This is a genomic window from Paenibacillus sp. EC2-1, from assembly GCF_049311625.1.
Classification (GTDB): domain Bacteria; phylum Bacillota; class Bacilli; order Paenibacillales; family Paenibacillaceae; genus Paenibacillus_AQ.
The window spans coordinates 147,270-159,929 of the sequence record NZ_CP186006.1 but is presented as its reverse complement, the minus strand read 5'-3'; the positions used below and the strand labels follow the sequence as shown (position 1 = coordinate 159,929).

Below are 12,660 nucleotides of genomic sequence, written 5' to 3'. Positions count from 1 at the left end.
TTTCTAAATCGGTAAATCTGTGTTTGTTCCTGCTTCGTATACAGCACCAAGACCACCGCCAATTGAATCATCATTAATGTCACCCAATCCGGCTGCTAGATCATAAGATTCCGGAAGTCCTCCGAATTCGAACGTGCCCTGAAGCTCAATACTCTGGACACTTACCCCTGCCGCCACCGTCTTTGAAATGATCTGTACGAACTGATTCAGCTCAATGCCAGAAGAAGCCAGTCTTTCAAGCGGAAGACGCATCAGGGATATTGCAGCCGGCTCCGGATCAAGGGAGTCATGGAACTTCTGCTGTATCTTAATATCCGAATAACTGGCACCCACAGCCAAAGCGATAACCCTAATAATCGTGTTTACGTCCCCTTTGCTTAGATTCCGGGCAATCTTGGACTTGATCATGATCCGGTAAACATCATCAGAAGCCGCACCGCGTTTCTGTCCAACGTTACCGCCGATCAGATCCAGCGTTGTACCCTTGGCCTCATCAATGTCACGCCACAACTCGATTTTTTCAAAATCCTGTTTTAACTCATTCATCGGTTCGCTAACAATTCGAAGAAGTTTTCCAATGTTGCTGTCTGGATCTTTCGTGAAAACATCCGTTAACTTCCGGATTAAATCAGCTGCTGAAATCATCTGTTACCACCTCAATCCAATCCGCTGCCGTCTGTGCAACTTGGAATACATCGATTGGAATATTTCCGGCCGTGAATATCTCCCCATCCTTTGACATCTCTAAGGACACATCCTCAACCCCGGCAATCTTGTAGATGGTAGATACCAGACGCATCAGGATAACGTCATCATTCATGGACAATCCTGCATACACTGTTCCATCCGCATCTGTACCGCCAATAAACTGTACAAGAGCTGAAACCACCTGACTGTCACCGTCTGCCGGGTATGCTGCTGTTTTAAATATGTTAACTTTGATATGGATCGGAACCACCTCAGCACGCGAAAAAGATACAGGCTGATTATTTCCACTCAAATCCTTTAGAACTACCGTTGTATCCCCATAGGATTCAATTCCAGCCGATCCGACTTCAAAAATAGCTGAGGCAATGTCTGCATCTTTTCCGCCAAGCACATAAGACTGATACGACTTGGGAGGTCTTCCGGCTGAGTCTATATCCATGGTGTTATTAATAATGACCGCAGCAGCCCGAACACCTGCCACGCGCAGGATGGAACCTCGGATGCTATCCCCCGTTGCCGATCCACCACCAGCAACAGAAAGAGCAAACAGCTCCCGAAATTCCGAGTCAGTCTGCTTGGACCGTCCACCTGACGTTGCAACTGTATTGGTTACTGCAGTAATATCCGGATTAGGATTCACAATGACCGTTATAAGTCCTGCATCTACATTGCCGCTTGTACCTGACTCCATAGCCTCAATAGGCACGGTTGCTTTTCCTAAGGAATCAAATACAGCCGGGTCAAGTGTCTCAAACTGTATACCTCCTTCCGTAGCAATGAGGAATCCTTCTGCTTGTGTGTACCCTGGTGTACCCGTAAGCGTCACGGTACCCACTGCGAATTGATCCAGAACACGGGTTGCCCCCACGTATGGGCCAAGCCGATCCAAGCTTTTCCCTTCTGCGGTGTTCACATATCCACTGTAATAAACATTTTCAGCAAGAGCATGAACGATGGATAAGAACCAGGCAAAAAGCCGCAGGATGATACCCAGCGGCGATTTTTCAGACGTATTTACTTTTTCTCCCCATGCTTCCCTGGCCTTGTCCTCCATTTCTTCGAACAAATCCGCAAACCGTTTCCGTTTAAACCCCGTTTCATCCAACACCGATTTTCACCCCCTCTTGCTCCACGACTTCCCCGTTTGTGCCAGTAGCTAGGAAAGCAACCGTCATAACCCTAGATTTTCGGTCCATGCTGAAGGTGATTTCCTCCACGCTCTCAATACGATCATCTTCAAGCAATGCCCGATTCAGCTCGTCACGCATTTCCTCTTCGTTGACATCTTTCCCAGTAAACAGATCGAAATCAATTCCTAAATCCGGATTTAAGAACCACTCTCCTGTCCTGGTGCCAAGAGATATGGCACAGCACTGGGCCAGCTCTTCTGTATCCTCCACTACAAGCAATTCACCAGAATCATCAAATTGAAGATCTCCATCCATTAGCTTGAGAGACTGCATCCAAATACCCCCACAATAACAGCGTCATTCCGATCATGTGCCCGGTCCGTATCCGGTGAAGCAACAGAGCCAGTTAAGGCGTTCCGAATTTCATTGTCCGCAAATTGAACCATGACAACATCACCCGAATGAAGAGACGGCTTATATTCCTTTTCAACCCCGTCAACCTTGAACCTCTGGCCCAGTGCCTGAACATTCAAAATCATGGCCGGGTCATCCGGTGTCGTCCGGATCAGCGGCTGCACATCTGCCGTACATGTTGCCTCATCAAACTTGATGACCTTACATGGCGTTCCGCAGTGGATTTCAGACATGGCCTTTTCAATTAGCGACTGAAGCAGTTTAGACATGGCTGCAGCCGGATCTAATTTGCTCAAATAATCGCCTCCATATCTGTTTTAAAGTCACCTGTTCTTGAAAAGGTGTGGGAACCACTCCGAACATGTAGCCTGCCGGAAAAGGCGCGGCTTTTAAGATCGATTGCCGAAGCCGTTGTAATCCGGTATTGCAGTTGAGATGAAATGTTATAACCTTTAGCACCACTCTGTTCAAATGCTGCAGGTGTGCCGATCAGCCCCGTATCCGAATTGAGCTTAAACAGTTCATCAGCTCCGCGGCGTAAACTCCGAATGTACAGCTTGCCTTTGTTGATATAGCAATTTGTTCCGCAGTCCTTACACACCTTCGCAATAATGTCCGTTACTGCACCCTTGGCGCTGTAGCCGTCTTGATATCGGTAATCTTGATTCAATTCCATCTGAGCGATTGGCAATCCTATATATGATGCCATCTGCTTAATAATTGCACTTCCGAGTGTGTTTTTGGCATAGGCAATTTCCTTAACCTGGCGCTTGGATAGGTCCACGCCATCAAGTACACGAATGGTTGTAATCTTATCTACGCCTGCCCATGCCGTGAGCACATTTGATATATAACCGTGCAAGATAACACCGATATCACCTTTGTATCCGGCATTGACCATTAGCGCCTTGTCACGCTTAATGTTGTTCAGCGTTGTATCCGAGAGGTTCCAGATTTTAATTTCAGCCTCATTCGGTAATGGGTCATTATCAAACGGAATGCTTCCTTCAATGTTGTAATTGTCCATTGAAAACTTCATACCCTCCGTCATGACCTCAACCACACGGCCAAAGTTATTCTTCATCCTCATCACCTTCAATCAAATATAAAAAGACGCTCTCAGAGAGCGTCCTCCAATTCACTATACTTTCTGTTTCGGATTGATCATAAGGAACGATCGGGACCCTAGGAAACCGATTATCCATTACGTCATAAAACAAGGTCGAACCGTAAACCAATTTTTCTCCATTAACCAAGACTTCGCCGTCCTTTTCTAAATTCAAAGTGAAAAAATCGAACTGCTCATTATAATGCACTTCAAATGTGAAAACCTCTTCCTCAAGCGAAATATCAAAACGGTAGGGAATCAGATTCTTTTCAATGTCGATGTAATCCATAATACCTCCCTATGCCCATGGGCTTCCCGGTTTAAATTTTACTTTTTGAACAGGTGCTTTGGTTTTCTTGGTCTTTGACGATTTAGCTTTCTCTTTCTTTGTCTTGGACTTGGAACTGGTTTTCTTTGTCTTCTTCGTCTTTTTACTAGACTTGGTTTGCTTGGTGCCTGAATTGACGATTTTGACCGTTTGCGCCTTAACTGGTGTTGGCAGTTTGGCTGAATACGATGACGTGGCAATCCGTACTTCTGTCATCGTGAAGGATACCGTGTATCCATTGGCGATCTTGTTTGTGTGCGTAGTTGCCAACCCGGATATGATTCCCGTGAAAGCGATGCGACCAACGTACTTTACAATTTGACCGGAGTCGGACGCTTTTTTTAGATACGCAAGTACCTTGGAAACATCCGATCCGGCAACCACGCCTGTAATCCCCATCGTCCTAGCTTTCCGCTGTACATGGTCCGTCATGTCAATGTCTTTTTCTACAGGCTGAGTGGTGATGTCTACATCAAAGGTCGGGCTTTCTTGCTCAACTAAAATATAATGTCCACCGATTTTAGCCATTAGATTCCCTCCAATTCCGGAGCTTGTAACCCCATACGCCGGAATGCTTCTTCAAGTATGGCTTGAACCTGACGTTTGACCTCAGTTGCAACGTCCGAAGCAACAGAATCAGAAGATCCATCGGCCTTAATGTCAATATTGATATCAAATTTAAATGCTGCCCCCTGTGATGAGCCAGCCTCAGGATAACGTGCAGGAGGGAGACTTTTCGCAGCCGCTAAAGCTGGTTTTCCATTTGCGCCAGGAATAATCTCTTCTGTAACATCAGCGGATGCGGCTGATACTCGGCCCTGTGTGTCTTCGATCCCTCGGGCCAAACCTTCACCCGTGAAGAAACCAACTTCCATCATGACACGTGACGGTGAGTGAATGCCCAAAATGCCCTTGATCTTATCTGTGATGCTGTTACCGATTTCTTTCACTTTATCGACAACCGCATTTGCCATACTGCCGATACCGTTAACCATACCTTCGATGATGTTTTTACCAATATCAAAGAGATTAATCCCCGAAAGAAACCCTGTAATTCGATCCCAAATAGACTTGATCCCATCCCACATTGAAGTGGCTTTCGTTTTGACGGCAGTCACCAATCCAGTGAACATATTCTTGATGAAATTCCCAATCGATTGGAAAATTGATACCGTTCCAGCTTTGAGCGCTTGCCACTTAGAGACCAGCCATTCTTTAATAGCTCCCCAGTTTTCAAATACAACGATAGCCGCAACAATAACCGCGATAATAGCAGTAACAACCCATGTAATTGGATTCGCAAGGAACGCCGCATTCATGGCCCATTGTGCCGCTGTCATGGCCCAAGTAGCTGCAGTTGAAATAACCATAGCTACCTTTTGTACCGTCCAAGCAATCGTAGTCGCTGTAATGGAAGCTACAACGGCCCAACCTTGGAATACATAACGGGCCATCGCACCAATCATTTGTCCCGTCATGACTGCTGCATTCGCCGCAATTTGGATCTTGGATAACAAGAAAGCCGCCGCTATTTTACCCCCGGCAATCGTTCCTTGTATGCCCGAACGTATGAGTGACGGGATTAAGATAGCCGAGATGACGGAAGCAATGGTGATGATTGTGCCTTTATTATCCTTAATCGCTTCTGTGAAGCTTCGGAATGCTTCTACGCCCTGATCCTTAAACTCAAGAATCTTGGGAACGAACTCATTGAATCTGTCATAGACATACGAAACAGCCTTACCAGTCCAATCCAATGCCGCGCCTATTCCATCCCCGATTGCATTACCAACCGCCTCAATCTGTGGTTTGTGATCGGCCATCCACTGCCCAAACTGATTAAAATACGGAAGAAGCTTTTGACCAATCGGAATCAAAATACTGGTTTCAATCTGTCGCCCGAACATGGCAAAGGCTTCCCCTGGCTTCTCAAACTTGATCTTGTTCAGCTCTGCCATGGCCTCACCTGCTGAATTGAACTGACTGGTTGCTCTACCCATGCCCTCAATTACGGTGGATTCCAAGTCCTCAAATTGTGTGCCAAGCAAAGATACCCCGATTTGATTTTTAAGTACCGGGTCTTCCACGTCAGAAATCATCTGTATGATCTGGCTGAATGCTGCCTTTGCCTGTGGCCCACCTTTGGCAAAGGTATGCATCATCGTATCCGCATTAAGCCCCAGCATTTCAAACGCTTCAATCGATGTCTTACTCCCGTCCTTGGCTCGGATGTTAAATTCCTTCACTGCATCCCCGACTTTATCCAGCTGGAAAACACCTTCTGCCGAACCGGCTGCAAAGACATCGAACATTTCTTCTGCTGAGAATCCCAAGGACTTAAATTGGTTGGCGTACTCATTCGCACTGTCCATCAGCTCATCCGACTTGTTCAAACCCTTCTGAGCGCCTTGCGCAAGCAAATCATATGCCTGCTCCGATGTGATACCGAACTGTTTCATCATGGTATCAACCGATTTTATAGACTCGTTAATCTCGAACCCAAAGGCATCCCGTAACAGTAATGCACTCTGCGTTGTACTCTCCAACTGATCTCCGGTTTGCCCGGTTACTTGCTGGACTGTAGAAATGGCGCTCCCTAGGTCGTTCCAATCCTCACCAAAGTTCTGTGAGTATAAATTTTTGGCGATGCCTCTTGTCGCTTCCATCTGATCGGCGGCCATGCCCGTTGCACTCTGGATATCAGACATGGACTTCTCAAATTCAGAAGCAGCAGCAATACCAGCAATACCAAGCCCGGACATTGCGACTACACCAGCAGCACCCAAGCCGACTACGCCTTTGGTCAGGTTGGAAATTTTTTTGTTACCTTCGTCCAGACCTTTGGTGTTCAGCTTGAAACCTACGGCAAACATGAGGTTACCAATAATACCGCCTGCCACCTCAAATCACCCCATTTAAAAACAAAAAGCGCCCCACAGGGACGCTAATTCTTTTTCGATTGCTTATTCATTTGTTCAAGATGGATATCGAGTGCCGCATTTGCTTCCGCTAAATCATCAGCGTCCATCTTGTCCAGTTCGCTATACGTAATCGACATATCTGACAGTAAAATTCTCCATAGTTGCCAGTTTTTTTGTGCCCGTTCTCGTGCCTGTGATTTACTCAGCGCCATTGGACTCTTCCTCGGCTTCATCCGGTTCATCGTTACCTGAAATGAATGCGTAGGCCGCACCGACAACCTCACCAAGCTCCTTATAGCCAGTTGGCCCCTTAAAATCATCCATCTTCTGTTTTGGTTCTACAACAACATGAGAAAGCATTTCCTCTGCCAATTTTTCATCCAAAGCAATACCAAATTTATTCTTGATACGGTCTGTAATTTTAGTGACTTGGCGAACGCCTGGGAACTGGAATGTATATTTGTTTCCTGCTTTAGAAGTGAATTGTTTTTGAGCAAAATTTGACATGTGATATCATCCTTTTCGGTTTTAGTTTTTTAATAAACTAGCTAAAAAGCATATCCATGAGTACAAACTCATACTCCCGATCCTCAGCCTCATTACCATAAGTCCGGGCCGCAGGTTTTTTAATAAAGGCTTCCGTTACAGTGATGGTTTCCTTTGGTGGTCCCGCATTGATGATTGTGACCGGAACCAACTTCCCACTATTTGCAAGACCGTCCAAGTATGGAACCTGTGGGCTTGTCTGTTGCAATGTAACCGTAGCTGTACCCAGTGGATTATTTACCTTTGTCCGAACGGTATCGCCTTGCGCGCCTACCTTAACCTCGAAATTATCTTCATCCTTCTCGACTTCGACCATATCCTCCGAAAATCCGGTAAGATAAACACCGCCAACGATGACGCTGACGGCCTTAGAATCGTATGTTGTTGCTGTCATAGTCAATTATCCCTCCTTACTTGCGGATTACGCCGCGAATGGTTGTTTCGTGAATCGCTCCTGCCAGATCGAACCAAAATGACCCGCCATTGTAGATCCGTTGTGCCCGGTCAGCTGGATCGGTTTGGGCACGGGTCTGGAACGTTGTTCCGTACATTGGCTGTCCGTCTTCATCAGCAGCAATAATACCCTGAATGAAACCTTGTTGGAGGACGGTCCGGGTTGCACTTTCCAGCTGCGCAATACCCGTATCGGTGAAGCTTACCTTTTTCGTATTTGCAAATAGCCTTTGAATGGCATATTCGATATTGAATCGAATGTAATCCTTGGAATGAATGACATCGATCCATTCACCAGACAAGGTTTTTCCTTCGGACGTTTGATTCTGCCCTGCTTTGGTCACATACGTAATAGCGCCTGCGGCATGGATCTCACGCAATTCGGTGTCTGTAATATCAAGTGGGACGATGCCCTGCAGATACTTGAATTTCCATGTCACTGATCCAACCGGAGCCGATCCCACACGGCCAACCAATGCCGCCTCTGGATAATTGGATATGTCGGTATGATAGAAAACGGTAGTCCGGCTATAATTTTTAGCAAGCAACAATGCGACATCCTCAAGTGTGGAAGAACGTGTGAAGTACTCTCTTGAGTTGTTCTGTTCAATTGCTGCCGCAAAAGCGTCCACATCAGCTTGTAGCGTGGTTGTTGTGATCAGGAAATACCAGTCTTCTTTCCACAATCGGTCCAAGACATCGCTAATAGTCTCCGGTTCAGCGCCAGTCTTTTGACAAGCAATTGCAATCTCTGCAGGGGAATCATCACCTTGATTCAATAATGCGTATGCTGCCTTGTATTCCTCCGTTGATTCGTTGTAATCCTTTTTCACGCTTGCCAGATCCGTGTATGTTACATACGGCTTGCCTGCAGTCGATGAACCCAGAATCAGCGGTTTACCGAACCCCAGGCGCGGCGTAGGTGTCTCAATCTCAATAATCACATTTACGTCTTTTGCCAATGGTCTCAACCCCTCACATATACCGATTCAATCGGTGTGTATTCTTCTTCGATTATGTTAACGGTCCGGCATTCAACTTCGAATCCGTTCCGGCGTTCCCACTCAGTGCCTAGCTGAATATCTGTATTGGTTGTTGCTCCAACATCCACGACAACCACATTGACGTTTTCTTTCAGAATCCTATGACCTGTAGTTTCGAACCAATCCCTTGCCCGGTTCGCTAGATTTACGCTTTCGAGCCTCGTTTTAGCATAGCTTTGAAACGTCACGCTTAGCGCCACGGTACCGGAATGGATTGTTTTGTTGTTTTCCACGGTCACGGCCATATGTCCGTGCGGGCTACCCTCATCCGTAAAATCATACGAGAGAAATGGATAGGCTGGAACATCACCTGTTCCGCTGATCTCTATGACCGGAACACCCACAGCGCTCGACAAGCCCTCAATCATGACTTTCCGGATTTCCTCAAACGGGATCATGTGTACTCACCCGCCTTAACTTGTATTCATTGACATCGCTGTATTGATTCCAATCCGTATCCATTTCAACGGTGTACTGTTTTCCTTGATGCTCTACTACATCTCCTGACTTATGCCTAAACGATGTCAGTAACAGCCTATCGTCCTCTGTGTAACGTCCTCCATCCGATTGGGTTAACTTATCCCCCAATGGTTGAACAGATCCACTGAGCGGCGTTCTTTGGGCCTCTGGCTGGTGATAGACACCAACGGAGTCATAATGTCCATTTGAATTACGAATAAGCGTGTATGGACGCTCATATTTACGCAGAATGCGCGCATGGTTGAATCTCATGGCTACCCTCCCTTGCGCCGGACACGAAACACAATAGACTCTCGCAGATCCATATCGGCCTGCAACAACCTCTTGCCCGTTTTATACCGTGCATAGATTGCAGATAGACCCGGTTGCTTTATCCGGTCGAAGTTTTTGACCACACGTTGCTGACCCAATTCTCCAATCTCCTGCAGGAGAGAATCCACCGTCTTGTTACCAAGTGCGATTTCATTCACGCCAGCACGAACAAGCTTGCCGATAGCCACCTGCGCTTTCTTTTTTCCTGTACCAATAAAAGAACGGGCTGGTATGTTCATCTTGGCAGATCCGAACTCATGGACAGCAGCTACTAAAGCAATTTCCTCGTTCCCTTCGACCCCAATAACAACTTCATGCGCCGTCAGAGGCCGAACTCGATCCACCAACGCGGAAAGGTCCATGTCCCCGCTATATTCAACATTTGCACGCCTTACGCGCTGCCTACGCCTAGCCATTACACCCACCGCCCCACATATGGCGAAATTAAAGATTCAACGGCGGACGGCAAGCGTCCCTCCGAGTCGGTATCTGCATAAGTAACGTTGATATTTCCCACTCGTTCAGAGCGAATACCAGGGTCCCGAAGCATCAGCTGCGTTAACAGTAAGCAAGCTAGTTCAAGCGGTTCCGGTAGTGTACGTGGTTCTGACTCTGTTTCATCACCTGGAAGTACATAGCCGCCAACATATCGGATAAGGATATTATGCTCCCCTGCATGCCATCCGTTGGCGCGGTATAGCCTGCCCTCATCTAACACTTCAAAATCCCAATCGCTTGGGGATTCGATATTGTGAATCGGGTAATTTCGAAGGTTGATATATTTAGATGTTGCATCTCCGCTGATCCGTTCAGAGTACAGTTGCTTTTTAAAATGTCGCTTACAGCGGTTTTCAATGGCTGATGAAGCTGACGCAATTTGCAGCGTCAGCATATCATCTTCCCAAGTGTCTGCAAGGGAACCCAGCAGCCCTTTTAATCGGTGTATCGTGGTCAGCATTAGCTTCCCCCTCCTGTTGCTGCTTCAAGAGCAGCCACACGGGTTAGCAAGTCATTCCACTGTTGTTTAGTGGGGAACCCTGCTTCACCCTTAGGTCCCTCTGGGCCACTAGGCCCCACCTCTCCTTTCTCCCCTTTGTCACCTTGTGGTCCTGTTTCACCTTTATCGCCTTGGGGTCCCGCTTCACCTGCAGGTCCGATGAGAGAAATAAGCCATTCCTCTTCAGTACCTGTAAATCCGTGTTCCACGGCCACCTCATAAGCCGATAATCCGGCAATCCCTTCTGATGAGTCACCACCAAAGGAGACAACTTCGCCGTCTCTGGTGATTTTCCCATCTCCAACAAGGGCTAATTCTCCTTCAATCACCCAGCGTTGACCGCCAGGTTCTTTGTAGTTTCTTGTTTGGTACATGTATGATCCCTCCAATCAAGGGGCAAAGCCCCTTGTAAGTTAAACAATAGTCAACTGACCATAAACAATAGCATCCAGATCAAATGCGCGTACATCCTCGCGTTGAATCGCACGGACATCAGTCGAATTGCGTGCAAAAGATTTACCTCCGACATTAGTCGATGCAATAGAATATTGTTGACGGTCAAAAAGCACCACAGCTTCCTTGAGATCCCCGATAATAATTGGAGCAAGCTTGGTATCCGTACCTGTTGTTGGAAGCCAGCGGTTAGCCAAAACAACAATAGGCTTACCCTTGAGCATTTTTTGCGTAGGATTTATTGGATTCGGCTGCAGGAGATCGCGGCCATCACTATCTTTTTGTGTATCTAAATAGTGGAACCCATCTTGGTTGGTCAGAATGATAGCGCCCTGACTAATGGAGGGGTCTAGGTCCACGTTCAATACTCGTTTGATATCATCCAAACCAGAGAGAGCCACTTTTGATTTCGTATTCAACAACGCTAGAATCAATTGGTTACGAGTAATAACCGATTTTTTAGCAATCCATGTTGCTAGATAAGACATCAAGTTTTGATCCGTATCCTGCAGCAAGCTATTACTGATTGGTAAGATCCCACCGCGGTCCTTAATGTTGTACGACAAAGGTGCGAATTTCGGATTGTCCATGTCGTCTAGATCCGTCAGTTCTGTAATTTCTGTAAAAGGTGTAATATCTGCGTTTTTCTCGATGACGCGCGAACCACTACGTGTTGAAACCGACTCGACAGTGACATAAGGCTCTAATGATACGAAGTCTCTTTTCTTTTCATGGATCATGGTATCAATATCCTTCGGAACGATTAAGCCTCCATCCTCATCCACACCGCCCTGCATCCCTGCACGAACTTCTTCAATTCCTGCATCAATCAAGTTACGCTCTTCATCATTCAAAGGTTTACTCCGAAGGGATTTAAGAAAAGCGCTTCGGTACTGGGCATTTTTGTCCTGTTTTTCTTCCCGCTGGTCAGTCTCAATCACAGGGATAATAACGCCTGGTGTATCTGTCTCACGGATCTCAGCTAGCAAATCAATTTGCTTTCGAAGTTCCTGTGCAGCCTCCTTTGCTGATCTTGCTTCTTCCAGTTTCCCATCACCTGCCAGACTCCGAGCTTCCTCTAATTTCTGTGCCAGCTTCTGGCGTAATTCGCGTTCTTTTTCGTCCATGGTAGTACCTCCATATATTTGATTTAGATATAAAAAGACCCGTTAGACGATTGCTAACAGGTCAAGTTCTAATAATAGTTTTTCTTTTTCCATTCGCCGCTGCTCTTTGGTTGAAATGCCCAAACCTTCAATACTTCGCTGGTTAGCCTCACTATCGGGATATGCCGGAAAAGGAGTAGGTGAGACTTCGAATAAATCAACCTCTAACAGCGTCCGTTCATACACATCTTCATCCTTCATATACTGCCATGCATCCTTACGGACTCTAAACCCAAAGCTCATGCCATCGACATCCCCACGTTGTACCGACTCATAAGCATCTTTGCCCCAAGTGTTATTCGGTAGGTCAATTTCAAAGCGTAGTCCGGTACTGTCTTCATGCAAACGTAGGGTGCTGTTCTTAGTCGATCCAAGAACAAAGTCAGTGCGGTGATTCCACAATGCCTTGATCGTGCTTTCCTGAAGACTTCGAAGAAATGCCCCTTTGGCTACCCGTTCGTAAAATTCGCCCCATATCAAATGGCTTCGCTGATTAAATTTCACAACGTAACCGGCAAGGCCCAGCATTTCTCCCTCAGCTTCCCCGCTTCGAACTTCGATAGAATCAGAGTGCAAATATCGAATTTCTTTGCCTGTCAAG

Annotated in this window: 19 protein-coding genes; all 19 read right to left on the bottom strand. The window is 46.6% G+C overall.

What is annotated here, in order from left to right; all coding sequences use genetic code 11:
• Window positions 1-3: 3 nt before the first annotated feature.
• From ACK8P5_RS00820 to ACK8P5_RS00730, 19 genes are read right to left on the bottom strand one after another with little or no spacing between them, the layout of a single operon-like run.
• Window positions 4-645: a hypothetical protein gene (locus ACK8P5_RS00820; RefSeq protein ID WP_422659126.1), complete on the bottom strand. Its 642-nt coding sequence runs from the start codon at window positions 643-645 to the stop codon at window positions 4-6.
• The gene (locus ACK8P5_RS00815; protein ID WP_422659125.1) at window positions 629-1,816 is read right to left on the bottom strand and encodes a baseplate J/gp47 family protein; all 1,188 of its coding nucleotides are present in this window, start codon (window positions 1,814-1,816) and stop codon (window positions 629-631) included. The genes ACK8P5_RS00820 and ACK8P5_RS00815 overlap by 17 nt, the downstream gene beginning before the upstream one ends.
• Complete coding sequence (locus ACK8P5_RS00810) at window positions 1,806-2,171, bottom strand: DUF2634 domain-containing protein (RefSeq protein WP_422659124.1); 366 nt, start codon at window positions 2,169-2,171, stop codon at window positions 1,806-1,808. The genes ACK8P5_RS00815 and ACK8P5_RS00810 overlap by 11 nt, the downstream gene beginning before the upstream one ends.
• Entirely contained in the window at window positions 2,153-2,548 is a 396-nt protein-coding gene (locus ACK8P5_RS00805; protein ID WP_422659123.1) for a Gp138 family membrane-puncturing spike protein, read from the bottom strand. Before ACK8P5_RS00805 ends, ACK8P5_RS00810 begins: the two co-directional genes overlap by 19 nt.
• The gene (locus ACK8P5_RS00800) at window positions 2,545-3,336 is read right to left on the bottom strand and encodes a phage protein (protein ID WP_422659122.1); all 792 of its coding nucleotides are present in this window, start codon (window positions 3,334-3,336) and stop codon (window positions 2,545-2,547) included. Before ACK8P5_RS00800 ends, ACK8P5_RS00805 begins: the two co-directional genes overlap by 4 nt.
• Window positions 3,326-3,649, bottom strand: a complete 324-nt coding sequence (locus ACK8P5_RS00795) for a phage baseplate plug family protein (protein WP_422659121.1) — start codon at window positions 3,647-3,649, stop codon at window positions 3,326-3,328. The genes ACK8P5_RS00800 and ACK8P5_RS00795 overlap by 11 nt, the downstream gene beginning before the upstream one ends.
• 9 nt (window positions 3,650-3,658) lie before the next feature.
• A complete protein-coding gene (locus tag ACK8P5_RS00790; protein ID WP_422659120.1) occupies window positions 3,659-4,216 on the bottom strand; it encodes a phage baseplate protein in 558 nt (185 codons plus the stop codon).
• Entirely contained in the window at window positions 4,216-6,588 is a 2,373-nt protein-coding gene (locus ACK8P5_RS00785) for a phage tail tape measure protein (protein WP_422659119.1), read from the bottom strand. The genes ACK8P5_RS00790 and ACK8P5_RS00785 overlap by 1 nt, the downstream gene beginning before the upstream one ends.
• Before the next feature lie 44 nt (window positions 6,589-6,632).
• On the bottom strand, window positions 6,633-6,821 hold the full coding sequence (locus tag ACK8P5_RS00780) for a hypothetical protein (protein ID WP_422659118.1): 189 nt from the start codon (window positions 6,819-6,821) through the stop codon (window positions 6,633-6,635).
• Window positions 6,808-7,116, bottom strand: a complete 309-nt coding sequence (locus ACK8P5_RS00775) for a hypothetical protein (RefSeq protein WP_422659117.1) — start codon at window positions 7,114-7,116, stop codon at window positions 6,808-6,810. Before ACK8P5_RS00775 ends, ACK8P5_RS00780 begins: the two co-directional genes overlap by 14 nt.
• Window positions 7,117-7,153: 37 nt before the next feature.
• Window positions 7,154-7,549: a phage structural protein gene (locus tag ACK8P5_RS00770; protein WP_422659116.1), complete on the bottom strand. Its 396-nt coding sequence runs from the start codon at window positions 7,547-7,549 to the stop codon at window positions 7,154-7,156.
• Window positions 7,550-7,565: 16 nt separating this feature from the next.
• On the bottom strand, window positions 7,566-8,570 hold the full coding sequence (locus ACK8P5_RS00765; protein ID WP_422659115.1) for a DUF3383 family protein: 1,005 nt from the start codon (window positions 8,568-8,570) through the stop codon (window positions 7,566-7,568).
• Window positions 8,571-8,575: 5 nt separating this feature from the next.
• A complete protein-coding gene (locus tag ACK8P5_RS00760) occupies window positions 8,576-9,049 on the bottom strand; it encodes a phage neck terminator protein (RefSeq protein ID WP_422659114.1) in 474 nt (157 codons plus the stop codon).
• Window positions 9,036-9,383 (bottom strand): hypothetical protein, encoded by a 348-nt coding sequence (locus tag ACK8P5_RS00755; RefSeq protein ID WP_422659113.1) that lies wholly within the window; start codon window positions 9,381-9,383, stop codon window positions 9,036-9,038. Before ACK8P5_RS00755 ends, ACK8P5_RS00760 begins: the two co-directional genes overlap by 14 nt.
• Window positions 9,384-9,385: 2 nt before the next feature.
• Entirely contained in the window at window positions 9,386-9,859 is a 474-nt protein-coding gene (locus ACK8P5_RS00750) for a hypothetical protein (RefSeq protein WP_422659112.1), read from the bottom strand.
• Entirely contained in the window at window positions 9,859-10,401 is a 543-nt protein-coding gene (locus ACK8P5_RS00745) for a phage gp6-like head-tail connector protein (protein WP_422659111.1), read from the bottom strand. The genes ACK8P5_RS00750 and ACK8P5_RS00745 overlap by 1 nt, the downstream gene beginning before the upstream one ends.
• A complete protein-coding gene (locus tag ACK8P5_RS00740; RefSeq protein ID WP_422659110.1) occupies window positions 10,401-10,814 on the bottom strand; it encodes a collagen-like protein in 414 nt (137 codons plus the stop codon). The genes ACK8P5_RS00745 and ACK8P5_RS00740 overlap by 1 nt, the downstream gene beginning before the upstream one ends.
• Window positions 10,815-10,853: 39 nt before the next feature.
• Window positions 10,854-12,020 carry a phage major capsid protein gene (locus tag ACK8P5_RS00735; protein WP_422659109.1) on the bottom strand — a complete coding sequence of 389 codons (1,167 nt, stop codon included), beginning with the start codon at window positions 12,018-12,020 and terminating at the stop codon, window positions 10,854-10,856.
• Between the two features lie 42 nt (window positions 12,021-12,062).
• Complete coding sequence (locus ACK8P5_RS00730) at window positions 12,063-12,659, bottom strand: HK97 family phage prohead protease (protein ID WP_422659108.1); 597 nt, start codon at window positions 12,657-12,659, stop codon at window positions 12,063-12,065.
• Window position 12,660: the final 1 nt, after the last annotated feature.

Excerpts from the sequence above, each read along its gene's own strand:
- ACK8P5_RS00820 (WP_422659126.1), bottom strand. The coding sequence starts at position 645 with ATGATTTCAGCAGCTGATTTAATCCGGAAGTTAACGGATGTTTTCACG.
- ACK8P5_RS00770 (WP_422659116.1), bottom strand. The coding sequence starts at position 7,549 with ATGACAGCAACAACATACGATTCTAAGGCCGTCAGCGTCATCGTTGGC.
- ACK8P5_RS00790 (WP_422659120.1), bottom strand. The coding sequence starts at position 4,216 with ATGGCTAAAATCGGTGGACATTATATTTTAGTTGAGCAAGAAAGCCCG.
- ACK8P5_RS00760 (WP_422659114.1), bottom strand. The coding sequence starts at position 9,049 with ATGATCCCGTTTGAGGAAATCCGGAAAGTCATGATTGAGGGCTTGTCG.
- ACK8P5_RS00735 (WP_422659109.1), bottom strand. The coding sequence starts at position 12,020 with ATGGACGAAAAAGAACGCGAATTACGCCAGAAGCTGGCACAGAAATTA.
- ACK8P5_RS00740 (WP_422659110.1), bottom strand. The coding sequence starts at position 10,814 with ATGTACCAAACAAGAAACTACAAAGAACCTGGCGGTCAACGCTGGGTG.
- ACK8P5_RS00795 (WP_422659121.1), bottom strand. The coding sequence starts at position 3,649 with ATGGATTACATCGACATTGAAAAGAATCTGATTCCCTACCGTTTTGAT.
- ACK8P5_RS00780 (WP_422659118.1), bottom strand. The coding sequence starts at position 6,821 with ATGGCGCTGAGTAAATCACAGGCACGAGAACGGGCACAAAAAAACTGG.
- ACK8P5_RS00750 (WP_422659112.1), bottom strand. The coding sequence starts at position 9,859 with ATGGCTAGGCGTAGGCAGCGCGTAAGGCGTGCAAATGTTGAATATAGC.
- ACK8P5_RS00775 (WP_422659117.1), bottom strand. The coding sequence starts at position 7,116 with ATGTCAAATTTTGCTCAAAAACAATTCACTTCTAAAGCAGGAAACAAA.
- ACK8P5_RS00800 (WP_422659122.1), bottom strand. The coding sequence starts at position 3,336 with ATGAAGAATAACTTTGGCCGTGTGGTTGAGGTCATGACGGAGGGTATG.
- ACK8P5_RS00745 (WP_422659111.1), bottom strand. The coding sequence starts at position 10,401 with ATGCTGACCACGATACACCGATTAAAAGGGCTGCTGGGTTCCCTTGCA.
- ACK8P5_RS00810 (WP_422659124.1), bottom strand. The coding sequence starts at position 2,171 with ATGCAGTCTCTCAAGCTAATGGATGGAGATCTTCAATTTGATGATTCT.
- ACK8P5_RS00755 (WP_422659113.1), bottom strand. The coding sequence starts at position 9,383 with ATGAGATTCAACCATGCGCGCATTCTGCGTAAATATGAGCGTCCATAC.